This window comes from Microcoleus sp. Pol12B3 (assembly GCF_036701355.1).
Lineage (GTDB): Bacteria > Cyanobacteriota > Cyanobacteriia > Cyanobacteriales > Microcoleaceae > Microcoleus.
In genome coordinates, this window is record NZ_JAUBQS010000009.1 from 20,437 (window position 1) to 45,213 (window position 24,777).

Genomic DNA, 24,777 nt, shown 5'->3' on the forward strand with positions numbered 1-24,777 from the left:
GTAGTCAGATTGTGCATTGCAAAGTACAATACAGCATCTCTATTTTGCGATAGGTTCAATAATTAATTTCCGGAGGTCGCGGTCAAGGTAAAAAGACTCTTTGTTAATGGCTGTAAGGGCTGTTGGTTCAGAGGTGGCAAAAATAATGATGTTGCTTAACTCTGTGCAAACTACCTGTGCAAACTAGCTGTGCAAACCACAGTACGGGATGTCAAGGTAAAAGAGAATAATATTATTAAAGTGTTTGGGCACTCACCTCAAGCGCTATACTATTTTTACAGACGTCCGTGAGAGAATACATCCATTTATTGTAAGAACTCTAAAATCCTTGCCCGTCCCTTGCCCGTCGTACAGCGCTAATCTCTAGGACTATTTCTATTTTTCGATTTTACCACTGTTTAACTAAATAGTTATGTGTACGCCACTGGCAAAACTAGCAATTGGACTCTCTGCCACGCTGGCAACAGCGTTTTACTATCTAGCTGCCGCCCCTCCGGCTTCAGCAGTAGATGTTTGCGGTCCCGGAAATTATTCTAGTGCCTGTGCCTCCAGCCAGACATCAACAGCAACGGGACCCGGCCCGGAATTGGCGCCGCAGTCGAGTTTGTCCCAAAAAATCTACACAACCACACCTTCGAGAAACTCAACTTCTATTCCTGAACCAGGTACTGCGATCGCAGTCCTACTGACAGGTGCAGGAATGATCTGTTCGTCGTGCAGAAAGCGAAACAAGCAGGTTGGTCCGCAGCGCTAGACAGGCTGAGGACCAAACTGTTTGCCTTCCCAATGTCTCCGTTTATTTAAGCATGGGTATTTGTTTACTTAATATATAAAATAATAAAAATTGTATAAAAAATAACTTCACACCTAGCTTGTGCGCTGCAAATAGAGCCGGATGTTGAAGGAAGAAAACTATAGCGACTTCAGTCAGGGTAAAAAGAAGAAGCAAGAAGGCTATTTCACTTCCCGGCAAGGGTTTCAGCAATGAATAACTTCCGGTGCCAACAAAGATAAGGTTGCTATATATAATAAAAATTAAAAAATAAAAATAAAAATAAAAATTAAGATTGGTTAAGATCAATCCTTCCGATAGCTTTTGAGAGTCAACCGTATAATAAGGCTTTCAAGGCTCCAAGGCAAGTTGACTACCAACGAAAAATCAATGGTTTCAGCCTAGGAACTAAAAACAGTCCGCACTAGGGTTAAGATTACAATTAAAAAATATTGTTATTGCTTGAGCGTCCATGACCCCTAAAGTAGAAATTTACACCTGGAGAACCTGCCCGTTTTGCGTTCGTGCCAAAGCACTGCTAAAGCGAAAAGGGATTGATTTTACCGAGTACGCCATCGACGGAGATGAAGCAGCACGGGCTCAAATGAGCGATCGAGCAAACGGAGGCCGTACCCTGCCACAAATATTCATTAACGACCAACACATAGGTGGCTGCGACGACATCCACAAACTTGATGCTCTAGGCCAGCTAGACCCGCTGCTAGCAGCAAAATGAGGCATTCCCTGTCGAATTTTCAGTTAGCCCTAATTTTCCTGCGACCAATTCTTAATTTTAATTGACAATGAAATTTGCATTCATCATCGATCCCCTCGCGCGACTAATTCCAGGACACGATACCAGCGTAGCGCTGATGGAAGCCGCTCAAGAGTTGGGTCACGAAGTCTGGGCGACTCAAGCCAACGAACTAAGCGTCATCGGCGGCAAAACCTGGGCAATGCTGAGTCGGGTAGCCCTGACCCCAGTAAAAGTGGTAGATGGACGCTGGGAGGCTGCTGAGGCTTGGTACGAGGTGGAACAGCCTACTTTGCAGCCTCTCGAAGCAATGGACGCAGTATTTATGCGGACAGACCCACCAGTCAACATTCCTTACCTCTACGCTACTTACCTTCTAGACGGCATCGATCCTACTAAAACTTTGGTAGTTAACAGTCCCAAAGGATTGCGGGCGGCGAATGAAAAAATGTATGCTTTGCAATTTGAGGGAGCGATCCCGGAGACCATTGTTTCTCAAAACAAACACGTAATTCGGCAATTTGTTGAGAAAAAAGGAGCGGCAGTTCTTAAACCATTGGGTGGCAAAGCTGGGGAGGGGATTTTGTTTCTGGAAGCGGGCGATCGCAATCTCAACTCCCTGGTGGAAATTAGCACTCAACAAGGGCAAATTCCAGTGATGGTTCAGACCTATCTGCCGGAAGCCAAAGAGGGAGATAAACGGATTATATTGTTGAACGGCAAGCCAATCGGTGCTATCAACCGCATTCCCACCGGCAATGAATTTCGCGGCAACATGGCCGTCGGCGGCCGAGTCGCAAAAACAGAAATTACCGATCGCGAACTGCAAATTTGTGCTCAGTTAGAACCCGTGCTGCAACGGGACGGACTGTACTTTGTCGGCATTGATATTATTGGCGGTTATCTCACAGAAGTTAATGTCACCAGCCCTACAGGAATCAGAGAAATTGACTTGTTTGACGGCGTTAATTTGGGCAAACAAGTAATTGAATGGGTGGAGAAGGATGAAGGATGAGGGAAGAAGCCAAGCACGACACAGATGAGGATACAGATACACGGATTAATTATCGACCTTCAGGCAGATGTTGCAGTCGTTAGTTATTTATTAGTTGCTACTAATTCCTAATTCCCAATTCCCAATTCCCAATTCCCAATTCTCAATTATTAAATTATGTCAAAAATTGGCGTTGCAGTAGTCGGTACAGGTTTCGGTCAAAAAGTGCACATTCCCGGATTCCAAGCCCATCACCGGACAGAGGTTGTGGCTGTTTACCACCGGAATTTAGACAAAGCAAAGGATCTCGCCTCTACCCACAATATCCCCTACGCTTGCGACTCGATCGCCGATATAGTAGCCATTGCAGAAGTAGCAGGCGTCAGCATTTCCACGCCACCATTTTTGCATTATGAAATGGCAAAAACCGTATTGGAAGCAGGCAAGCATTTATTATTAGAAAAACCCACAGCCCTTACAGCAAATGAAGCCAGGGAACTTTACCGATTGGCAAACAACGAATCTCAAACCGATTTTAACAATGGTGGTTCCCGATCAATTGCCACAATGGACTTTGAGTTTCGCTTCATCCCCGCATGGCAAATGCTAGCAGAATTATTGGCAGCAGAATATGTGGGAGAAAAGCGTTTAATTAAGATTGATTGGCTGGTGTCGAGTCGCGCTGATGCTACTCGCCCTTGGAATTGGTACGCGCAAAAAGAGCGAGGCGGCGGAGTTTTGGGCGCGACAGGTTCTCACGTTTTTGATTATATTAGCTGGCTGTTCGGCCCGCCGCAGAGGCTTTCTGGGCATTTGATTACAGGAATTTCGCGGCGGCCAGATCCGAATGATTGGGGAAGTTTAAAATTAGTTGATGCCGATGATTCGTGCACGTTGATGTTGGAATTAGCCGGGGGAACTCCTTGTCAAGTTTGTTTGAGTTCTGTTACTTATCAAGGCCGGGGACACTGGGTGGAAATATACGGGAGTAAGGGTACGTTGGTGTTGGGAAGCGACAACCAGCAAGATTACGTCCACGGATTTCGCTTGTGGGGTTCCCAAGGTGGAGAACCTTTAGCTGAAATCAAAATTCCTCAAAGATTGGAGTTTCCTCAAGTATATCCAGACGGGAGAATTGCACCGTTTATTCGAGTAGTAGATAGGTGGGTAGAAGCAATTGATGCAGGTAAATCGTTGATACCGTCCCTCAGAGAAGGGGTTTACTCGCAGTTGTTGATGGATTTGACCCAAGAGTCGAATGCTACGGGCACTTGGGTAGATTTACCGAGCATAGATAAATTTTTGGACACTAAGTAAAAGTAAAAACTGCCAAAGCAATCTCACGCACTCGATCGCACCCCAAACCCGATAAACTACGAATAGATAAACTCAATCCAACCCTATATCCAGAGTCGATAGTTGTGAATGGCGCGCCCTGAAAGTCCTTGCCTCAGTATAGCGATCGCTCGCCTGAGAACCGCTGGGGCAAACCATTTTGCCACTTGGGTTCTACAAGCTCCCTATCCCAGCGGGTACGTTCACCACGACTGTATGTGGCCCGATACCCTCTCCCAATCTTGGAAAGCTTGGCAGGAAATGTTTTCGCCCTCCGGGACAATTCACGAATTGCCCCTAAATCCTGATGGCAGTTTCGTCTCGCCGGAAAACAACCAGAATATATTGGCAGAAGCTGAACAACGAAGTCCTCAGTCGCTAGACCTCGCTCCAGCAACGCCCTCTGTGCCGCTCCACCTCGGTCAAGGGGAGAGGGGCGACAAGGGGACTCAGCATCCGCCTCGGCCACCGGCAAGCTACAGCAGCCGCCTGATGCAGCATTTGGGGATTAATCTTTGGCAGTGGCTGTTTGAAGGGCCGATTCAGGGTAGTCTCCAGGAAAGTAAAGGTATTGCGATCGGGCAAAATGTACCCCTGCGAGTACGCATAGACTTGCGCGAACCGTATTTAATTGCTTTGCCTTGGGAAATTATGCAGCCTCAAGCCGGTCAACCGGCAATTTCTCTGTCGCAGCAACTGCTGTTCAGCCGCACTACCAGCAATGTTGAACCTTTGCCACCCCTGCAGCCTGCGGAGTCGCTCAACATTTTGCTAGTGTTGGGACAAGCAGAACCAGGCGGCGGTGCTAATTCTCAATTTTCCAACAGCAATAACGGTCATTTGCAGTTGGGAGAAGAAGCACTCGCCTTAGCGGGCGTTCTGGAAAGTGCTTTTCAAACCGACGACAGCGGCAAATATTTTGACATCAGCGTTCCGACTCGCGTCGATACTCTGATCGAACCTACTCCGGCAGAACTAATTTCTCGGCTGGAAACGCAAGCTTACAACATTCTGTTTTACGCCGGCCACGGGATACCGGGCCCCGACGGCGGTTTGCTGTTTTTGGGGCCGGACACTGCGATTAACGGTACTGAACTGGCTCAGGTATTAGTTCGGTGCCGCGTGACTCTGGCGGTGTTTAATGCCTGCTGGGGAGCTCAGCCGGCGGTGGAGAGGTTGCACTCGACTAACGGCCAGCAACAGGCGATCGCCCGCAGCAGTTTGGCTGAGGTACTGATCCATCACGGCGTGCCGGCGGTGTTGGGGATGCGGGACTCGATCGCCGATCGCGAGGCCCTGAGTTTTATCCAAACTTTTGCCCAAGCTTTGGCCGGACGGATGTCGATCGACCGGGCCGTCGCCGTCGCCAGACAGCAGTTACTAACGCTTTACAAGTTCAATCAACCGGCTTGGACGCTGCCTGTGCTGTATATGCACCCTGAGTTTGACGGTCAGCTAACTGAGCCGGTAGATGACCTCAAAACTGAGTTGCCTTTAAATTCTTCTACTTGGCTGGGACGGTTGCCGTCTTGTGCTTATTTGCGGGGGCGCGATCGACCAAATGCCAAATCCACCGACTCGACCAATCAGGTTTGGCCGATTCGCGCAGGTATGGTTCGAGTCGGACGCTGGGAAGAAAACGACGTAGTGATTCGAGAACAGTGGGTTTCTCAAAAACACGCCGAGATTTTCTGCCGAAACACGATCGGAGATAGCCGGGAAGAACCTAGCTACTTCCTGCGCGATTTTTCTCGCTACGGGACTCTAGTTTTGGGCTCTGATGGATGGCAGAGAGTTCACCACCAAGAATTGCTGCTACGCAGCGGGACTCAGCTAAAATTTGGCAGTTCTCAAGGTCAGATTTTTGAGTTCACTATTGAGGTTCCCAAAACTTCGGGCTACAGTGAGACTGATTGCGGAACGAATTAAGGTGCGCGTGTAGCTAAGGAAGGCAAGCGGCGAGTGGCACAGCAAAGTTCTGGGCGTTGAGTCTCCAATCTGAATTTAAAAGAGTTACTTACCACTGATAGCTCCCAACTAGCTCTTGGCACAGTCCCCCTTCTATATTTTCTTTTTCCCCCTGAGGTATTACATCATGGCTACCCAATCTCCTGATTCTGAATATTTTCGCGACTCACAAACTCAGGCCCAGATGGAACTTCTCGCCACAATAGTTCAGACTGACGTTGCTTATCCCTGGAATCCTGCACAGCTTGAATCAGAATCTTATTTGGCTGCCCTAGAGCAGGAATTTGCGCTATCTGATTCCTTCAGCGATAGCGATATTGCCCTGAAGTCGCAAGCTTTATTCTCGCAATTAGAACAAGTTTGGCTGACGACTGCTCTGCAAAAGTCTTTGCACGAAAAATTTGCTCGCGTTCCTCAAGATTTTCTGGCCCGCATTGCTCAAAGCGTGCAAAACGCAACGGTTAAGTATCAATCTTTAGCTGACCAGATGGTAGAGTGCGTCTTAGATATTTTGCCTCAGTGGGCTGAGGAAGATTTGCAGGTGTTGGCACGTCCTTTGGCTTATGCCATGCGAGATGTTGATTCGGAAGGGGGGGAATTGGTCATGGCGACTAAAAGACCTTGGGCCCAATTGTCGGAAATAGAACAAGCCAGAGTTAGTTTGGCTGTCGCCCGCTATGCAATCTCGCAATTAGAAATGGCTGATTAGTTCTGTGATGGCTGGGTTTTTGTGCTGCGATCGCGGTAATTTTTTTTAACTAATATAAAATTAATCTACCTTTAGTTAGATGTCAAATTCGTCTAATTGTTAAATCCTAGGGATTGCTATAGTTTGATATAGCAATCCTATTTGATTTGTAGAAAAGATAAATTTTTTTAACTATAGCAAGCGCGCCCGACGTTTAGGACTCAAATGTGGCAGCATTTTCAATCAGCTTTTTATGGGCGGCGTCGCAGAAACGGCCCACAAGAATTATTTTTTATTATGGAACAAGCCGGAAAGCCTGTTGCTGATATTGCTGAAGATTGCTTCTGATATTTTTTCCAGTTGGGTGGGAATGATAAAGTCAAGGTCGCACGATTCCACATTCCCCCACTCCCCACTTCCGACTCCCCATCATTCCAGTGTTACCGAAATTGAAAGGACTTCTCTCGTCGGTAACTAAAGCCTTATTCCTTCTTCCTTCTGCTATATTTTGCCAGGTTGGGACTCGCTAAGCAGTTTGGCAACCGCAAGCAAGATGAATTATCATACAAGGGTCAAAATGTAAAAAAATGTAAAGAGAGTAATTGAGGTGTGTCGGAATTTTCAACTTAATTAAAAAGTGGACAGCAAGAAACCCTTACTTTTGCATGCACGATCGGGACTTTAAAATTATTTTATGACAACTTCAAGATTTGATTTTCAAGACTTGAAACGCCGCTTTGGGCGGATTTCGCGGATGCCGACGGCAACGCTAGTCGTGTTGGGGGCGGTTGCTTTCGCAGGTGCGATCGTCGCAGCCTGGTTTGCGCGTGAAGGTACAGTCAGCGGTATTTTTGCCACAATCAACTCTTGGCAGCAAAACCCGCCTGTGTGGCTGCAAGTGCCTGCTACGAGCAAGATGTATTTGTTAGTGCCGACTATCGCGCTTTTCTCCGTTGCTTTAGCTGCAATTAAAATTTCGCCTCAACCGCAGAAATGGTCGCGCGCTGTAGTAGTTGCAATAGTTCTGGCTTTAACCATTCGCTACGTTTTATGGCGATCGCTCGCTACTCTAAATTTAACCGATCCCCTCAACGGTATCTTTAGCTTGGGGCTGTTTTTCCTAGAAATGCTACTGGTTTTCAACACCAGTATTCAACTGTATTTAATGCTGAGAATGAAAGACCGGCGTCGAGAAGCCGATCGCATGGCAGTTGCAGTTGAAGCTGGAAATTTCACCCCGACCGTAGATATTTTTATCCCAACTTACAACGAGCCGGCTTTTATTTTACGGCGCACTGTAATCGGCTGTCAAGCTTTAGATTATGCCAACAAAAAAGTATATTTGCTCGACGATACCAAGCGCCATGAAATCAAGTTGCTGGCAAAAGAACTCGGATGCGAGTATATAACCAGACCCGATAATATTCACGCCAAAGCTGGAAACATTAACCATGCCACAGCCCTAACTAATGGAGAACTAATTGTAGTTTTCGATGCCGATTTTATTCCTACTAAAAACTTTTTAACTCGAACAGTTGGATTTTTTCAAAATCCCGAAATCGCCCTCGTTCAAACACCGCAAAGCTTTTACAACCACGACCCCATCTCCCGTAATTTAGGTTTAGAAAATGTACTCGCGCCGGAAGAAGAAATCTTTTACAGGCAAATTGAAATCATCAAAGACAGCGCCGACAGCGTAGTTTGTTGCGGTACATCTTTTGTAGTGAGGCGGAGTGCTTTAGAAGCAGCCGGAGGCTTGGTCACAGATTCAATCTGCGAAGATTATTTTACCGGAATTCGGCTGTCAGCAACCGGATATCGCTTAGTTTATTTAGATGAAAAATTGAGTGCTGGTTTGGCTGCTGAAAATATAGAGGCTCATCTAAATCAAAGGCTACGCTGGGCGCGAGGCACGCTTCAGGCATTTTTTATTGATTCCAATCCTTTAACAATTCGCGGTCTCACATTCGTACAAAGGCTGTCTCATTTGGAAGGATTGCTGCACTGGTTTACCAGTTTAACCAAGGTTTTATATCTGTTGATACCTTTAGGTTATTCGTTTTTCGACATAATTCCTTTGCGGGCAAGTGCGCGGGAATTGCTGTACTTTTTCCTGCCTTACTATTTGGTACAACTTACTGTGTTTTCTTGGCTGAACCGCAGATCGGGATCGGCTTTGCTTTCGGATATTTATTCGTTCGTTCAGTGTATTCCTTTAGCAGTGACCGTGGTGAGTTCCATGCTGAATCCCTTTGGGAAAGGGTTTCAGGTGACTCCAAAAGGAATGGCGAGCGATCGCTTTCATTTTAACTGGAATTTGGGATGGCCTTTGATTGTCTTGTTCGCAGCTACAGCATTCAGTTTGTGGCACAATTTAAATATTAATTTAGTTAAAAATTGGGACACTGTCCAGTCAATATCAGAAAGTACACATTTGTCTAAAGGAATAAGTTTGGGATGGATTTGGAGCGCGTACAACCTGCTGATGATGGGGATTGCATTACTGATTTTGGTGGATATTCCTAAACCGGACATTTACGAATGGTTCAATTTACGCAGGGTTGTACAATTGAATATTGGCGGTCAAACTTTTTGGGGTATAACAACGGTAATTTCGGAAAGTGGCGCTGAAGTTGCTCTGACGCAGTGGCCAAGTTTTGCGATGAAAAATAAAGGCAGTAAAGAAAGTTTGACAGCAGCAGAGATTTTGCCAAAATATGCCTTTGAGACCAGCTTATCCCAGGGTAAAATAAAAGCGCTCCCTCGCAGTGCCGCAGTCAAGGTAAGGAGATCGCTAGCGCCGCCTGTTGTTGAGTTGGGCACTGAACGTCGTTTGGCAAAAGGTTTGATTGATTGCGATTCGGCGACTCTGAAAATTATGGAAGAGAACTGTTTTGTTCCTGTGGCTAAGATTGAGTTGGTGAGCGATAAATCTCAGTTGGAGTCGAGTTTTCGGGATGGAAAAGAGTGCAGTTTTGTGGAATTCCCGACTGTGCGAATTGCGTTCGATCGCCTGAACATTAGCCAGCACCGCTGTTTGATCGAAATGCTGTACTGTCGCCCTGGCCAGTGGCAGCGGCAGGAAACTCCCGGAGAATGGCGATCGCTGTGGCTGTTGTTGAGAATTGCTTTGAAACCGAGGGCTGTTTTTGAGAGGAATAGGGCAGTGAGACCGATCGCAGTTTCGCAACTTTAGCTCGACATGAAATTGAAGAAATGGTATCTGAATTACAACGAATCGCCGATTTTGGCCTGAAAGCAGTCTTTTTGCGTCCTAATCCCGTAAAAGGGCGACTACTGAGCGATCGCGCCTACGAGCCATTTTGGACGAAGTGTGAGGAATTGGCGATCGCCGTTGGCATTCACGAGGGAACTCCTAGCCGTCTGCCTACTGCTGGGGCCGATCGCTTTAATACTCGCTTTGCCTTACGTGCCTGTTCCCATCCGATGGAACAAATGATGGCTCTGCTAACATTGATTGAAGGTGGCGTTCTCGAACGCCATCCCCAACTCAAAGTTGGGTTTTTGGAGTCAGGATGCGGGTGGTTGCCCTACTGGTTGTGGCGGCTCGATCGAGAATACGAGAGTTCGCGCTGGGAAGTGGCCGATAATGTGAAGATGAAGCCCTCCGAGTATTTCCGCCGTCAGTGTTTTGTTTCTATGGAGCCTTCGGAACCACACTTATCTCAAGTTATTGAGTATATCGGCTCCGATAACGTCCTCTTTGGTTCTGATTATCCTCATGGAGAATACGGATCGGATATTGTGGAGCAAGTAGTTGCTCTTGAGGGGCAACTGCCCCAGGGAACTGTAGAAAAAATTTTGTGGGAAAATCCGGCTCGTTTCTACGGGATCGGTTGAATGTCATTCAAACCTAACGACCCAACTCCCTTCTTCTACATAAATATGTTCAACGAACCGTTTCCCGTTCCAGAAGTCGATAAGCGTTTACTGTTCGATCTAAGTTGCTCTAGAATCATCGGGCCAGTAATAACAGTAGCGCAAGAAATCAATCTATTCAAGCTGATAGACGAAGCACCGCAAACAATTGAAGATGCTGCCAAACACCTCAGAATTACACCTATAATCTCTGAAGCTTTCATGGCAGTTCTTGCCGCATTTGGATTACTCGAAAGACAGAAAGATGGACGGTTTGGCCTGACAAAGGTGGCAAAAACATACATGATTCCAGATAGCCCATTTTACTATACGGGGTTTTGCCCTCCCCATGAATGGTATCTGGATCTGCTTCGCATGAAATTAATCGGTGGCGCTCAACCACCAATGCCGATGGCGGTGGCGATGAATCAGCACAAAATTGAGATGGTGCACAGCTTCATCGATCGGATGCACATGATGATACTGCCAACCGCAGGAAACTTAGCCAAACAACCTGTGTTCGGTCAAATATCGCATCTTCTTGATGTGGGAGGTGGTTCGGGAGCGCTGGCGATCGCGATCGCAGCTTTTAATCCGCAGATTCAATGCACGGTTATGGATCTTGAGCCTGTATGCGAGATGGCACAAAAAAACATTGCCAAATATGGCTTAGAAAAACAAATTACTACCGTTGCGCGAGATATGTTTGAAGAGGCGTGGCCTGGAGAACCTGACGCTATTCTATTTGGCAATGTTTTTCACGATTGGGATTTAGAACATTGCTATTTGTTAGCTCGACGAGCATTCGATGTACTAAAATCTGGCGGGAAAGTGTTGTTGCATGAAATGCCTTTGCATGACACAAAAGATGGGCCGCTCACAGTCGCCTGTTTGTCAGCCATATTACTGATGTATGAGAAAGGTAAGCAGTATACTTTAAAGGAAATAGAAGAAATCTTATCCTCAGTAGGGTTTATTGATTTTCAGTCAATACCCACTCATACTTATTATCATCTGATTAGCGCTAAAAAACCATAATTTTTGTTTGTATTTTTTGTTGAGGGAAATCTTAAGTATGAAAATTTTTTCTAATTACCAAATTATCGCCCAAATTTTTGAAAGCTCGAATTCGCTAGTTTATCGAGCAAACCGCCGCCATGACAATCAACCTGTTATTCTCAAGGTTCTCAAAGAAGATTATCCTACCCCTGCGGAGCTAACCAGATATAAGCAAGAGTATGAAATTACTCGTTCCCTGAATATAGATGGAGTGATTAAAGCTTATGATTTGCAAAAATATCAGAATACACTAGCAATAGTTTTAGAAGACTTTGGAGGTGAATCCTTAGACATTATCCTGAGAGATAGAAAACTTATCTTGCCTGAATTTCTTGCTATTGCTATTAAAATAACGAAGACTTTAGGTGAAATCCATGCTGCTAATGTTATCCACAAAGATATCAATCCTGACAATATTGTTTGGAATTTTAAAACAGATATCCTGAAAATTATTGATTTTGGCATTTCTACACTATTTACGCGGGAAAATCCCACAATTAAAAACCCAAATATTCTCGAAGGCACACTGGCTTATATGTCGCCCGAACAAACAGGCCGGATGAATCGAACCCTCGACTACACTACAGACTTTTACTCTCTGGGGGCGACATTTTATCGAATACTAACTGGTTATTTACCTTTTGATACAAGCGATGCTTTGGAATTAGTACACTGCCACATTGCCAAACAGCCTCTACCGCCTCACGAACTCGATCCCAATATACCCAAAGTTGTTTCTAACCTGATTGTGAAATTGTTAGCGAAAACCGCGGAGGAACGCTACCAGAGTGCCTTTGGCATCGCTGCGGATCTGGAAGAATGCCTCAGACAGTTTCAGATATGCGGAGAAATTGCAGATTTCTCGCTAGCACAACAAGATTTTTCTGACAGGTTAAGTATACCGCAGAAACTTTACGGTAGAGATCGAGAAATTGAGACATTATTATCAAACTTGGCGCGGATAGCCTCAGCAAATAGCTCAGAAAAACCGACACGAAAGTGCGTTGAGATGGTACTCGTTTCCGGCTATTCTGGCATCGGTAAGTCTGTGCTGGTACAGGAACTCTACAAGCCAATTACAGCTCGGCGAGGCTATTTTATTTCTGGTAAGTTCGAGCAGTTACAGCGCAATATTCCCTACTCTGCAATTGCTGCTGCTTTTCGCTCTCTCATACAGCAAATTTTAGCTGAAGATGAAGCACAGCTATCAGAATGGCGTGAAAAACTACTGGCAGCATTTGCCTCTAATGGTCAAGCCATCGTTGACGTGATTCCTGAAGTAGAACTAATAGTTGGGCCTCAACCTCCGATTCAACAACTGGAGCCGATGGAGGCGCAAAATCGGTTTAACTTGGTGTTTCAAAAATTTGTTCGGGTGTTTTGCCAAAGCTCACATCCACTGATCATTTTTTTGGATGACTTACAGTGGGCAGATGCAGCTAGTTTAAAGTCTATCGAATTAATTTTGACTGACGAGCAGATGAAATATTTGCTCTTGATTGGTGCTTATCGAGACAATGAAGTTAGCCCCACCCACCCTTCAATCTTAACCGTCAATCGTTTAGAAAAAGAGGGAGTCATTCTCAATAGGATAACATTAGCCCCCTTAGCTGCTCCTCACATCGCTCAATTGATTGCCGATACTCTCCACAGCAATCTAGAATTGGTAGAGCCGCTAACTGAGTTAATTTATCGCAAAACATCAGGTAATCCTTTCTTCGTCAATGAATTTCTCAAAACTATATCTCAAGAAAAATTATTAAAGTTTGATTGGCAACAGCGTTGTTGGGTGTGGGATATCCCGCAAATCGATGCTTTAGGTATCACAGAAAATGTGGTGGATTTGCTGATAGACAAATTAAAAAAACTACCTGATGCGCCTCAGCAGGCGTTGCTTCTGGCTGCCTGTATCGGGAATAGCTTCGATCTGAAAACGCTCTCTATAGTCTGTGAAAAATCCCTGACAGATACATTTGTAGATTTACTACCTGCTATCCAGTCCGGGCTGATTCAACCGACTTCATCGCTAGAAACTACCTTGAACAATCCTATTGATGCCTCTTTGATTATCCTGAATTATAAGTTTCAACACGATCGCGTCCAGCAAGCCGCCTATGCCTTGATTGATGAAAATCACAAGCAAACCGTTCATCTTAAAATTGGCAGGTTGTTACTTGCAAGTACACTTTCAGATGCACAGGAAGAAAATATTTTTACTATAGTCGATCATCTTAATAAAGGAAAAAACTTGATAGCCAGCAAGGCAGAAAAAGTGCAGTTGAGTCAATTGAATCTCAAGGCAGGTAAAAAAGCCAAAGAAGCTACCGCATATACGGCTGCTAGAGAATATTTTATATCGGCAAAGGGTTTTTTTACTGGAAATATATGGAAAGGGAAAAATAATTATAAAATGGCTATGGATTTATATAAAAACCTAGCTCAGGTTGAATATCTCAATAGCAACTTTCAAGAGTCAGAATTGCTGATTGAATTGGGTATTAATAGAGTGAAGTCACCGCTAGAACGCTCGGAATTCTATTATTTGCTAATCGAACTATATACCATGCAGGGCAAATACTTGGAGGCGATTCAAGTCGGTCGAACAGCTTTACGGCAATTGGGGATCGACTTTCCAGATGGCGAATTTAACAAAGCTGTTGAAGCTGAATTAGGTAAGTTTAGCGAAATTTTAGGAAAACGAGAAGTTGCTTCGCTGATTGACAATCCAGAAATGGAAGACCCCATCCAGCAGATTGCCTTAGAGCTACTGATAAAAATGCTACCTCCAGCCTACTTAGGCGCTCCAGAAATTTCGGGCGTCGTTATGGCTAAATCTGCCAATCTGAGCGTGGAATACGGTCATAAATCCAAATCGGCAATCAGCTACAGTATATTTGGTGTACTACAGACAATATTAGGAAACTATCAGTTAAGTTACCAACTCACCCTGCTAGGATATCAGTTAAGTAAAAAGTTCGATGATTTATACTCTATAAGTCAAACAGCTAACGTACTTGCCAATTTTTCTTTGTCATGGGTTAAGCATATCAAGCAAACTGAAAATATTAACGCCGAATCAATTGAGGCTGGGTTACAGTCGGGTATGCTTCAATATGCTGGCTTTAGCATGACTCATACTTTATTAAATGGAATTTACCAAGGAAAAAATCTATCTTTACTTCCTCAAGAGGCATCTGACATTCTCCCTTTTTGCCAAAAAACCCAAAACCAATGGTCTGTAGATTGTACCTTGGGACAGAAAATAATCTTACAAAACCTCCTCGGACAAACGCAAGATAAGCTTTATTTTGGTTGCGATGAGATTCACGAATCTGACTATCTAAATCCAGAGGAAGTTAGCCGAACCCCAAACGCAATCTGCTATTATTACATTTTCAACGCTCAAGTTCTCTATTTATATGGCGAGTTGCAACTAGCGTTAGCATCGATAGCCAAAACGCGGGAAGTGTTAGCGTTTATTTCCGGTAGTATTCAAGTTTCTAATTACAACTTTTACTATTCCCTGATTTTAGCTGCACTCCATCCATCTGTTTCTCCAGAAGAGCAACAAGAATACTGGACTCAAATCGAGGCTAACCAAGCACAAATGCAAAACTGGGCAAATAATTGCCAGGAAAATTTTCTGCATAAGTATCTTTTAGTCGCCGCAGAAATGACCAGAATATCGGGTAAGTGGTATGAAGCGATCGATTTATACGATCGAGCGATCAAATTGGCTAAAGAAAATGAGTTTATTCAGGATGAAGCACTCGCCAACGAACTAGCCGCCAAGTTTTGGTTTTCCCAAGAAAAATCTGACTTCGCCCAAATTTATTTAAAAAGAGCATACCAAGGTTATCAAATCTGGGGAGCAAAACGCAAAGTAGAAAATTTAGATGAAAAATATTTCCAGTGGCTTGGTTCAACCCGAACAGCTACTGAAAATAATACCATCAATCCAATCACCACAACTGGTAGCAATTCCGGGGAAGCGCTAGATTTTGCCGCTGTAATGAAAGCATCCCAAGCTATCTCCGGTGAAATCGTTCTCGAACAATTGTTAAACCAGGTGATGAAAACTGTGATTGAAAACGCAGGCGCCCAAAAAGGTTTTCTCATTCTGGATAAAGGCGGGAATTGGGCGATAGAAGCCGAAGCAGCAGTAGAGGGCGAGATCATTACCATTATGCAATCCATTCCCGTAGATTCTGTAGATCCTGCAACTGGAATTCGCCTGCTATCAACCGCCATAGTTAACTACGTCGCTCGCAGCCACGAAAATGTAGTATTAAATAACGCCACCGATGAAGGACAATTTACCCGCGACTCTTACATTACCGCTACTCAACCCAAATCGATTCTCTGCACTCCCCTACTCAATCAAGGCAAACTAGGTGGTATTCTCTACTTAGAAAATAATTTGGCGATCGGCGCATTTACCTCGGAAAGAGTGGAAACATTAAAAATCATCGCCGCTCAAGCTGCGATCTCCATTGAAAATGCAAGTCTCTACGAACAATTAGAAGATTACAACCGAACTTTAGAGCAAAAAGTAGAAGACCGTACCGCAGAATTAGCCCAAGCTAATACAGAAATATTGAGTTTGAACGAACGGCTAAAATTAGAAAATATTCGCATGAGTGCCGAACTAGACGTAACCCGCCGCCTGCAACAAATGATTTTGCCTCACCAGCAGGAATTAGAGTCAATTGCAGGGTTAGAAATTGCTGCATTCATGGAACCTGCTGATGAAGTTGGCGGTGACTACTACGACGTACTAAATCACGGCGGTAAAGCCACAATTGGCATCGGCGACGTGACAGGACACGGTTTAGAAAGCGGCGTGTTAATGATTATGGCGCAAACAGCAATTCGCACTTTGTTGGTTCACAATGAAACCGACCCAGTTAAATTATTGCAGACAGTCAACCAAACGCTTTTTGACAACGTAGAGCGCATGAATTGCGGTAAAAGTATGAGCCTTTCTTTGCTGGAATATCGGGGAGACAACATCCTGCGTTTGAGCGGACAGCACGAAGAGGTGATTGTCGTGCGTTCCAGCGGCGAAGTAGAGCAGATTGATACCATCGAGTTAGGCTTTCCCATCGCCTTGGAACCAGATATTACCGATTTCATTGCTACTACTGAAATACAGTTAAATTCCGGGGATGTTGTCGTACTCTACACAGATGGAATTACCGAAGCTTTTGATATGAATCAAAAGGAATACGGTATTGAGCCATTGATTGAACTTGTTGCCCTTAACAGGGAAAAGTCAACAGCAGAAATCAAGCAAGCTATTATTGACGACGTGCGGCGATACATCGGGGAGCAAAAAGTATTTGATGATATTACTTTGGTAGTAATCAAACAGAAGTAAGTATGGGAGAATTTAGTAGTCCGACTGTCCGACAGTCCGACAGGGAATGAATTCCCTGCCTCAAAGTTAAAGTCCTCTAAAGAGGACTAATGAGTTTAAAAAATTTTATTGTAATATCGTTTCCGGTTGGGTGGGAATGATAAAGTCAAAGTCGCGCAATTCCACATTCCCCCACTCCCCATCATAAGGAGTGTAACCGGAATTGATATCAGTCCTCATAGCGAGGACTTTAGCTATTAGACAGGGGTTTCAACCCCTGGCGGACTGCCGGGTAGGCGGGAGGATTGATGGACTAAAAGCTTAAGTTGACACCAATGGGCACTCACGGTGTCTCTACGGTTAAATAATCAAGAACACTTAATGAGAGATGCAATTCTCACCCGATTAATTGTAGGCAAATGGCACTGCCGTGTCCTGATTGGGGGTAATATTAATTCCGATGCAAGCGGATTTGATATAATTACTCATCTTGTAAGTATTTTATTTTTGCTTGACCAGCCCTAGAAATTACCAATGAATAGTATAACCTAAATTGGGTTATCGCCAATAGTTTACAAACCGGAGATCGGCACAAAGTCGTAACCGTAACTGGTGCGATTTCCGGGTTTAACAGTTACTAACTGAACTGCTCGATTACGATCGCCCGAAGGTAAAAATCGAATCGGCCCCGATGCTCCAGTTGCCGAAAAATCTGACGCCGATAAAGCTTGTTGAATGCCTGTACGAGTCGGATTGCGCCCTAAACCGGCAATTAACGCGATCGTCGCATCGTAGGCTAAAGCTGTGCGCCAACTTACTTCAGCATTCCAAAGTTGTTTGGATGTTTGGGGAAAGTTTGACTGCGGATCTGCCAGAATGTGCCAAGGAACAGCTAGCACCATATCTGTTGCTCCTGCGCCACCGATTTGCAGTGTTTTAGCAGTATAAGCACCGTCTCCTGCTAGTAACGGCAGCCGTTTGGCGTTTACTTGCACTACTTGCAAAGCTTGGTCGATCGTGGCTGAATTGGATGCTAACAGAATCACTTCTGCTCCTTGGGCGATCGCACTTTTAACGCTATCGGCTGCATTAAAATTGCCCTTAGCAAAGTCAAATTCGGCTACGATTTGTCCTCCATCTCCGTAAAGAGCTGTAGTGAATTCATCTTTTAAAGATTGGCTGTAACTGCTGGCAGAATTGAAAAATACAGCAGCTTTTTGCTTTTGCAATTTTCCCCGCATATAGCGGGAAAGAGCATTAGCCGCAAACCGATCGCTCGGCACTGTCCGAAATATATTGTTGGCAATTCCTGAGAGCTGCACCGACGTACTTGTCGGAGAAATTGCTACTAATTGTTTTTGCTGGTAAATCTTGCTGGCTGCTAGCGTTGTATCTGAACCAAAATGCCCGATTACTCCTAAAATTTCCGAGTTATTTGCCAAAGCACTGGCAATTTGTGCTGCCATTTCTGGCTTGTTGTCATCGTTAGCAATTACAACTTTTAAGGGAGTACCGCTAATGCCGCCGCTTTGGTTGATTTCATTTTGAGCTTGAGCTACCCCCCGCAGAATTTCTAGAGCAGCATTGATATCGCCGCCAATGGGAACTGCTGCTGCAATTGTGTAGGATTTTTGAGATCCGATGCGGGCGTTGTTGAGGTAAATTAGTGCTTCGGGATCGTTGCGATTGGTTTTCAGCGAAGCTTGTAAGTCGGAAATAGCTGCGTTATAGTTGCCAGATGCGATCGCCTGTACTGCTTCTTGTTTGGTTGTTGTGGCTTGCTCTGGAAGTAACAGTTTTTCGCCAGCACTCAGACGCTGCCCAATTGCCTGCTCTGATTGCGGCGAATTCCCCGTCGCAGAGTTGGGAAAAGTCGGATTTTGGGGTGATAAACCCCCGACATTGATGCTGCCTCGACTTGTCAGCCACCAAATACCTGCACCGGCTAGCCCGATCGTAATTAGGAGCGATAATACCAGAACAGCGGTTTCATTTTTTTGGGACATGGCTGCAAAATTTTAGATTTTAGGTTTTAGATTCAACGACTTAGGAAGTTCGGCAACGAGCAATGTATGGGATGTAAAACATTTAATAACAAGTTCTCTTTCATTTAAGAATTTATGTAGCAATTATGCTAATTCTCATACTTGAGATAGATGATTGTGGGCTGACATATACCTATATTTTAGCATTTGTTAATTTATTTGATCTGGATATTATAGAATCTAGCTGTGTAGCAGCTTAGATCCCGCTGAGGTTGACTGTGATACCTGCGGATTGTCCCGTCTCTGAGGGTTTGGCTCCTTTACCGTATTTGGCTGGCGCTGCTGGGGGTGGGAGCCCTTTCTGGTGTGATTTCTGGTGCTGTTTCAGGCACCCTGTCTCCTAAGTCTGCGATCGGTGGAATGCGATCGCTATGCAGCCAACTAGGGCCAACAGGGAAGCTGGCATTTCTCTTGTTTTTTTCCATCCTTGAACAGCTTGCTCGCGGCTACGAAGCCTGGAGCAAAGAGTCGCTGGGTGATAACTTGCTTAACTTGTTGACTGCCGTTTTATCTGCAGTCATACTTCACTACTAGGGTAAAACAATCAGCTCAATATAGTTTGCTGCGAATCCTACTTTATAGGTTTTTTTATGTTGCTTAGCTTTTTGTAAACATTTTTGAGTCCCTCATATCACAATCATCACCTAAATTCTTTTTCTTAATTATATCTTTATTTTCCCGGCGAGTCTCGACAGCGGGGGAGTTTTTAATTATCCAGGGGCGGGGAAAGATTAAAGTTTTTTTAAGTTTGACAAAATAAAGGACATCTTTTGTAATATAAAGAAGAAAGTTGAAAAAATTATAAAGACAAACTAATTGGATAAAAGTGTCGCTAAGGTAGTAAAAATGACGGTTGGTCAGAGAAAAAGAGTGTTAAGCTAGGCTAAGCTCAGTCAAAGCAAAACCTCGATATTTAATTAAGTTCGATCGATAACAAAGGCTAAGGTAAATTCCATGGCAAACTCAGTTTTAAATCAGCCAAACGCAGCAGCAGGAGTGCAGTGGCAGCCAAAAGATATTATCCGCGGCCTAGTCTGGAAAATTGCGATCGCAACCTGGCTGTTAATGGCTGTAGGCAGCGCCACACGAGTCATGAATGCGGGGCTCGCTTGCCCCGACTGGCCACTGTGCTACGGTCAATTAATACCCGCAGCGCAAATGAATTTGCAAGTATTTCTGGAATGGTTTCACCGGTTGGACGCTGCGGCAATTGGCTTAAGCGCGATCGCACTTTTAGGACTATCTTTGTTTTACCGCAGCCGCCTGCCAAAATGGCTGCCTTGGGCGAGCGCCGGAGCACTATTTTTAATCGTTTTTCAGGGCGTATTGGGCGGCTTGACAGTAACACAACTGCTGAGATTTGACATCGTTACTGCTCACTTGGGAACAGCTTTACTATTTTTTGGCGCCCTGCTAGTCATCGGTTTCATGCTGACTCCCTACGAAGCTACAGGAAATGTCGGCAAATTAGCTTGGGTAAGTTCGATCGCAGCATTATTAGTTTACCTGCAAAGTTTGCTAGGAGCATTAGTAGGCTCTAGATGGGCGCTGCACCAATGTTTGGATTCCTCAGAATTGTGCTCGGTAATGAACAGCCACATCGCCGGTATCGTACCCGCTACCGCAGCGACTTTAGCCGTAGCAGTCATGGCTTGGCGGCAGCCTGCACTGAGTCCAAACTTGCGAAAACTGGCTAATTGGGCGAGTGTTTGCCTAATTGCTCAATTAGTTCTAGGATTAGCAACTTTCCGGCTGCACCTTCAGGTAGAACCGCTGACAGTCGCCCACCAAGCAGTCGGTGCTGCTTTGCTGGGAACCATGATAGCTTTTAGTGTTTTAGCTTGGCGCGATCGAGTTTTATCAGCTTGAGAGATAAGACTAAAGTAACAGGCGGCGGGTTTATTAATCCTTGTAGCTACACCAAATATTTCTCGTAAAACCCGCCCCTACAACCTAATGACTAATGACGAATTCACAAATAATTACTAACAGCTTACAACCGATGCAAGAAATCCTTACCAACGACCGGCCCCGCCTCCACGAAAACTTTTCGCAAGTTGTGAAAAGTTACTATCAACTAACAAAACCCAGAATTATTTTACTGCTACTAATCACTACCTCGGCAGGAATGTGGATGGCCGCCAAAGGAGAAGTAGATCCGCTATTACTGGTATCAACTATTACTGGAGGTGCTTTAGCTTCTGCGTCGGCGAATACGATTAATTGTGTCTACGACAGTGATATCGATTATATTATGGAGCGCACCCGCTGGCGGCCGATTCCTTCAGGGCGTGTCAAGAAACGGGATGCTTTGATATTTGCGATCGCCCTAGCTACAATATCTTTTACATTGCTGACAGTTGTTGCCAACTTATTAGCCGCATTGCTAGCAATGTCAGGTATCGTTTTCTACGTCTTAATTTACACCCATTGGCTGAAGCGTCACAGCGTGCAAAACATCGTCATCGGCGGTGCAGCAGGGGCAATTCCTCCCCTAGTTGGGTGGGCTGCCGTTACAGGAGATTTGAGTTGGGGTGCGTGGCTGCTGTTTGGGATTATCTTCCTCTGGACACCGCCGCATTTTTGGGCATTAGCAATGATGATTCGCGACGAATACAAGGAAGTAGGCGTGCCCATGTTGCCGGTAATTGAGGGCGACGAAGAGACAGCCCGCCAAATTTGGATTTACACGCTATTGATGATTCCTGCCACTTTGCTGTTAGTTTATCCCCTGCATTTAGCGGGTGCGGTGTATGCGGGGACAGCTATTTTCCTCGGTGCTATTTTTGCCCAAAAAGCTTGGTTGCTGTTGCAGACTCCCGAGGATAAGATTGTTGCGCGATCGCTCTTTAAATACTCTATTCTGTACCTGATGCTATTGTGCGCTGGAATAGTGGTTGACAGTTTACCTGTGACTCATAATTTCACTACTGCTCTTGTAGAAAATGTGCAAACTTTGATTAGTGCAGTTGTGATGTAGTAATGAGTTAAATTGACATTCTTAAAATCAAGCCCGCCTCTAGCGGGTTTTGTTTGTTTATGGTAAAATAGCGATCGCCATTCGGCAGCATCTCATATTTGTAAAAACACTTCTTCTGTCTCCTTCTTTCTGCATCTTTCCTCGCAGCCTCGCGCCTCCTGTCTCCTGCCTCCAATTTTGGGCTGGGCTGCTTTCATTGAGATGCTCCCTCCCCAAAGTCCGGGGATGAGTTGTCAACTACAGGGACAATTGTCTCTCTTTGCGAGCGCTCAAATCTGAGGCTAAAGCTCCGTGCCTAAAGGCCGGAGTAAGCTTACTTTAGGGAATGGGATACAACCATTTGCGAAATAATTTTGTTAAGCGTGGCATGACCAAATAGGTGAGCAATATAACAGTGAGACCTGTGATCGTCAGAGATGTGAGCAAGGCAGGAAGCCCAGATAGTAGCGGTACAAGCAAACGATTGAGAATAGAAATGGTACAAAACACTCCCAACCATGTAACTAACGCCATTTTGTAGCGAGGGGGTGGAGCCTTCATCGATTTATTGGGCAGCGTAAACCAGGTTTCCAATCCGGTCAGGGTTTGAATATCTTCTGGCCTTTCAATCAAGGGCTGCAATCGCTCAATCCACTCTCGCCGAACGTCAGATTCTAGCCAGGTCTTAAGATTGTCGTAGCAATCGAACTTGAGAATGACAACGTACTCAGGATGAGCGTGATGCTGGGGTCGAATAGTGCTGACACCCAGATGTCCCTTGAATTTTCGTGCATCTGCGGCGATGCCATGAAACCATGCTTCGTAACCTTCGTCGCGCCCAGGTTTCACTACATGAGAGATCACAGCGGTGACTAGATAGTTGTCTTCACTGGTATTGCTCGCCAACGGTTCTTCCAACATAGAATTTAAAGAATTAACTAAGAGAAAATTTTTATTCTGAACAACTACCCTAGAGACACCAAATTGCTCAGCAATTTTCGCCAGCAATTCTTGAAACAGAAGGGAGATTAACGAATGCGATCGCGAAGGTTGGGCATGAGAGGAAATGACTATAAAAAAGCTTACAATCATTGACAATATCTATTAAAAACACCCTATACGTGACTTACAACCAAGTAGTAGTCACCGCTAAGTTGCACGTAAAATTCCTAACCTAACGATGACAATATTAACTCAGTTAAACACGAGCTAAATAAAGTAGGCGCTTTCTCACTACTAATTTGGATCTCCAGCATTTGCCGTTGCTGCATAGCTGGTCATCAGGTTTTTGTAGTCAGGAATAAACCCTGATAAGAGGCTACCCAATCCTTCAATATCGTTGCGCCAGTCACGGTGCAATTCACACACAACGCTAAACCAATTGACCAACTGAACTCCAGCACGAGACATTCGATCCCAAGCTGCATAGCGACAGGCTTCATCGAAGGTTCCAGAGGCATCGGTAACAACAAAAACCTCATAACCTGCCTCTAATGCCGAAAGCGCACAAAAAGTAACACATACATCAGTGACTATTCCGGCAATAATCAATTGCTTTTTACCTGTTGCTTCTACTGCTTTAACAAAGTCCTCGTTGTCCCAAGCGTTGATTTGTCCGGGACGCGGAATAAAGGGAGCATCTGGAAACTTCTCCTTCAGTTCAGGGATGAGAACTCCATTGGGGCCTTGCTCAAAGCTAGTTGTCAAAATTGTAGGCAGGTTGAAAAATTTGGCTGCACTTGCTAGCGCCAGCACATTATTTTTGAAGTCGGCGGCACCAATATCACGCACAAGTGAGAACAGTCCAGTTTGATGATCGACCAGTAGAACCGCAGCATTATTCTTGTCTAAACGGTTGTATTTGAATGTAGACATCAGGTATTTCTCCTATGTGGGTTATGGGTGAATGAGGAATTGCCGAATGGAGTCAAGAATCAGAAAGCCTTGAGTTGTACCAATTAAATGTGCTTCCTTACTAAAAGCGAAACGTCTATTTTTTCTAAATGGCTTATGGCGTAACCTGTTGCGGCATGAACTCAGTGTGCAAAATCTTACCAAATTTCACCGCTCAAGATCCGCAAGTTAAGCGCTGAGTTAACGCGATCGCCCTAATCTCGACACACGTTACACCAACGCCCCTAACGCTTTCAATGTCGTCGATTTTTGAGCGATCGTCAATCCCGTTGCCCCTCGAATATTCATGCCTTCATACAGCCGATCGCCCATCAACGTCCTAATACAGCCACCAGTTGCGACATCCCACACTTTAATGGTGCGAATGATAAATTAGGTCTTTTGGGCAATGATATAAACATGATTTTCTGGATACTGGTCATATTCGAGATGGCGACAGGTGCAATGATGCTCAACCAGAATTTGCACAAAAGTATCTACACCCAAAGTGCTGTAATCAAAATCTTGACCTTGAAATGCTCCCGAAACCTCGCTGCTTGTATGTCCCCCGCCACAAGTGAACAGGATGACTCCATTGGGTTCAAGCGCATCGCATAGCTTTTGTATCACAGGCGCTTGCTGGTTGATTGGCAGATGAAACGTGCTATCCCAGGCTGCTATCAGGCTGTAGAGTTTCGGCGGCAGCCAATCACAAATGTCTTCCCGGTAAAACGTGATTTCTGGATGTAGCCGCTGGGCTAAATCGATCATTTCCCTAGAAATATCAAGTCCTTCAGGCTGAAATCCATGCTTGGATAAGCTGTTGATAAAACGTCCGCTGCTTCCACACCCGACATCAAGTGCTGCGTGCTGCTTAGAAGTAAATTTGATCGCCCTTTCTAATTGGGCAATCCCGTAGGTTGAATCTTGATGCTCGGTTTGCCACCATTGGGCAATTCGGTCGTAGCGTGCCGATGTATCATTTGGCTCCATAGAGTGACCTCATAAGTGTCGATCGAGATTTTCAGGACAATTAAAATCTTTCTCCACGCTACGCACAGACTACACCAAG

18 protein-coding genes are annotated in these 24,777 nt (G+C 44.9%); 12 read left to right on the forward strand and 6 right to left on the reverse strand.

Annotated features, from left to right (window positions below; translation table 11 throughout):
• Window positions 1-412: 412 nt before the first annotated feature.
• From QUA53_RS06565 to QUA53_RS06610, 10 genes are all read left to right on the forward strand, one after another.
• The gene (locus tag QUA53_RS06565) at window positions 413-754 is read left to right on the forward strand and encodes a PEP-CTERM sorting domain-containing protein (protein ID WP_333095771.1); all 342 of its coding nucleotides are present in this window, start codon (window positions 413-415) and stop codon (window positions 752-754) included.
• 490 nt (window positions 755-1,244) lie between these two features.
• Window positions 1,245-1,508 (forward strand): glutaredoxin 3, encoded by a 264-nt coding sequence (grxC, locus tag QUA53_RS06570; RefSeq protein ID WP_190656887.1) that lies wholly within the window; start codon window positions 1,245-1,247, stop codon window positions 1,506-1,508.
• A 67-nt stretch (window positions 1,509-1,575) separates the two neighbouring features.
• Window positions 1,576-2,541: a glutathione synthase gene (gshB, locus tag QUA53_RS06575; RefSeq protein ID WP_333095772.1), complete on the forward strand. Its 966-nt coding sequence runs from the start codon at window positions 1,576-1,578 to the stop codon at window positions 2,539-2,541.
• Window positions 2,542-2,697: 156 nt separating this feature from the next.
• Window positions 2,698-3,837, forward strand: a complete 1,140-nt coding sequence (locus QUA53_RS06580; protein WP_333095773.1) for a Gfo/Idh/MocA family oxidoreductase — start codon at window positions 2,698-2,700, stop codon at window positions 3,835-3,837.
• 108 nt (window positions 3,838-3,945) lie between these two features.
• On the forward strand, window positions 3,946-5,784 hold the full coding sequence (locus QUA53_RS06585) for a CHAT domain-containing protein (RefSeq protein WP_333095774.1): 1,839 nt from the start codon (window positions 3,946-3,948) through the stop codon (window positions 5,782-5,784).
• Between the two features lie 166 nt (window positions 5,785-5,950).
• The gene (locus tag QUA53_RS06590) at window positions 5,951-6,532 is read left to right on the forward strand and encodes a hypothetical protein (RefSeq protein WP_333095775.1); all 582 of its coding nucleotides are present in this window, start codon (window positions 5,951-5,953) and stop codon (window positions 6,530-6,532) included.
• Between the two features lie 673 nt (window positions 6,533-7,205).
• A complete protein-coding gene (locus QUA53_RS06595) occupies window positions 7,206-9,707 on the forward strand; it encodes a glycosyltransferase family 2 protein (RefSeq protein WP_333095776.1) in 2,502 nt (833 codons plus the stop codon).
• Window positions 9,708-9,727: 20 nt separating this feature from the next.
• Window positions 9,728-10,372 (forward strand): amidohydrolase family protein, encoded by a 645-nt coding sequence (locus tag QUA53_RS06600; RefSeq protein ID WP_333095777.1) that lies wholly within the window; start codon window positions 9,728-9,730, stop codon window positions 10,370-10,372.
• Window positions 10,373-11,428 (forward strand): methyltransferase, encoded by a 1,056-nt coding sequence (locus QUA53_RS06605; RefSeq protein ID WP_333095778.1) that lies wholly within the window; start codon window positions 10,373-10,375, stop codon window positions 11,426-11,428.
• 37 nt (window positions 11,429-11,465) lie between these two features.
• Window positions 11,466-16,829 (forward strand): AAA family ATPase, encoded by a 5,364-nt coding sequence (locus tag QUA53_RS06610; RefSeq protein ID WP_333095779.1) that lies wholly within the window; start codon window positions 11,466-11,468, stop codon window positions 16,827-16,829.
• Between the two features lie 551 nt (window positions 16,830-17,380).
• Here QUA53_RS06610 and QUA53_RS06615 read toward each other — a convergent pair.
• Entirely contained in the window at window positions 17,381-18,814 is a 1,434-nt protein-coding gene (locus tag QUA53_RS06615) for an ABC transporter substrate-binding protein (RefSeq protein ID WP_333095780.1), read from the reverse strand.
• A gap of 299 nt (window positions 18,815-19,113) precedes the next feature.
• On the reverse strand, window positions 19,114-19,278 hold the full coding sequence (locus tag QUA53_RS06620; RefSeq protein ID WP_333095781.1) for a hypothetical protein: 165 nt from the start codon (window positions 19,276-19,278) through the stop codon (window positions 19,114-19,116).
• 529 nt (window positions 19,279-19,807) lie between these two features.
• Between QUA53_RS06620 and QUA53_RS06625 the strand changes: the two genes are divergently transcribed.
• Window positions 19,808-20,722 (forward strand): heme A synthase, encoded by a 915-nt coding sequence (locus QUA53_RS06625; protein ID WP_333095782.1) that lies wholly within the window; start codon window positions 19,808-19,810, stop codon window positions 20,720-20,722.
• Window positions 20,723-20,855: 133 nt separating this feature from the next.
• Entirely contained in the window at window positions 20,856-21,833 is a 978-nt protein-coding gene (locus QUA53_RS06630) for a heme o synthase (protein WP_333073733.1), read from the forward strand.
• Between the two features lie 318 nt (window positions 21,834-22,151).
• On the opposite strand, the gene QUA53_RS06635 is transcribed toward QUA53_RS06630, so the two are convergent.
• The 4 genes from QUA53_RS06635 to QUA53_RS06650 form a co-directional block, all read right to left on the reverse strand.
• Complete coding sequence (locus QUA53_RS06635; protein WP_333095783.1) at window positions 22,152-22,904, reverse strand: antibiotic biosynthesis monooxygenase; 753 nt, start codon at window positions 22,902-22,904, stop codon at window positions 22,152-22,154.
• A gap of 144 nt (window positions 22,905-23,048) precedes the next feature.
• Window positions 23,049-23,687, reverse strand: coding sequence for an isochorismate family cysteine hydrolase YcaC (gene ycaC / locus QUA53_RS06640; RefSeq protein ID WP_333095784.1), 639 nt, complete (start codon window positions 23,685-23,687; stop codon window positions 23,049-23,051).
• 249 nt (window positions 23,688-23,936) lie between these two features.
• On the reverse strand, window positions 23,937-24,077 hold the full coding sequence (locus QUA53_RS06645; protein WP_333095785.1) for a hypothetical protein: 141 nt from the start codon (window positions 24,075-24,077) through the stop codon (window positions 23,937-23,939).
• 21 nt (window positions 24,078-24,098) lie between these two features.
• Window positions 24,099-24,698 carry a class I SAM-dependent methyltransferase gene (locus QUA53_RS06650; protein ID WP_333095786.1) on the reverse strand — a complete coding sequence of 200 codons (600 nt, stop codon included), beginning with the start codon at window positions 24,696-24,698 and terminating at the stop codon, window positions 24,099-24,101.
• Between the last annotated feature and the right edge of the window lie 79 nt (window positions 24,699-24,777).

Bases quoted from the DNA above. Each gene is read 5' to 3' on its own strand.
- QUA53_RS06565 (WP_333095771.1), top strand. From the start codon at position 413: ATGTGTACGCCACTGGCAAAACTAGCAATTGGACTCTCTGCCACGCTG.
- grxC (WP_190656887.1), top strand. From the start codon at position 1,245: ATGACCCCTAAAGTAGAAATTTACACCTGGAGAACCTGCCCGTTTTGC.
- gshB (WP_333095772.1), top strand. From the start codon at position 1,576: ATGAAATTTGCATTCATCATCGATCCCCTCGCGCGACTAATTCCAGGA.
- QUA53_RS06580 (WP_333095773.1), top strand. From the start codon at position 2,698: ATGTCAAAAATTGGCGTTGCAGTAGTCGGTACAGGTTTCGGTCAAAAA.
- QUA53_RS06585 (WP_333095774.1), top strand. From the start codon at position 3,946: ATGGCGCGCCCTGAAAGTCCTTGCCTCAGTATAGCGATCGCTCGCCTG.
- QUA53_RS06590 (WP_333095775.1), top strand. From the start codon at position 5,951: ATGGCTACCCAATCTCCTGATTCTGAATATTTTCGCGACTCACAAACT.
- QUA53_RS06595 (WP_333095776.1), top strand. From the start codon at position 7,206: ATGACAACTTCAAGATTTGATTTTCAAGACTTGAAACGCCGCTTTGGG.
- QUA53_RS06600 (WP_333095777.1), top strand. From the start codon at position 9,728: ATGGTATCTGAATTACAACGAATCGCCGATTTTGGCCTGAAAGCAGTC.
- QUA53_RS06605 (WP_333095778.1), top strand. From the start codon at position 10,373: ATGTCATTCAAACCTAACGACCCAACTCCCTTCTTCTACATAAATATG.
- QUA53_RS06610 (WP_333095779.1), top strand. From the start codon at position 11,466: ATGAAAATTTTTTCTAATTACCAAATTATCGCCCAAATTTTTGAAAGC.
- QUA53_RS06615 (WP_333095780.1), bottom strand. From the start codon at position 18,814: ATGTCCCAAAAAAATGAAACCGCTGTTCTGGTATTATCGCTCCTAATT.
- QUA53_RS06620 (WP_333095781.1), bottom strand. From the start codon at position 19,278: ATGGAAAAAAACAAGAGAAATGCCAGCTTCCCTGTTGGCCCTAGTTGG.
- QUA53_RS06625 (WP_333095782.1), top strand. From the start codon at position 19,808: ATGGCAAACTCAGTTTTAAATCAGCCAAACGCAGCAGCAGGAGTGCAG.
- QUA53_RS06630 (WP_333073733.1), top strand. From the start codon at position 20,856: ATGCAAGAAATCCTTACCAACGACCGGCCCCGCCTCCACGAAAACTTT.
- QUA53_RS06635 (WP_333095783.1), bottom strand. From the start codon at position 22,904: ATGATTGTAAGCTTTTTTATAGTCATTTCCTCTCATGCCCAACCTTCG.
- ycaC (WP_333095784.1), bottom strand. From the start codon at position 23,687: ATGTCTACATTCAAATACAACCGTTTAGACAAGAATAATGCTGCGGTT.
- QUA53_RS06650 (WP_333095786.1), bottom strand. From the start codon at position 24,698: ATGGAGCCAAATGATACATCGGCACGCTACGACCGAATTGCCCAATGG.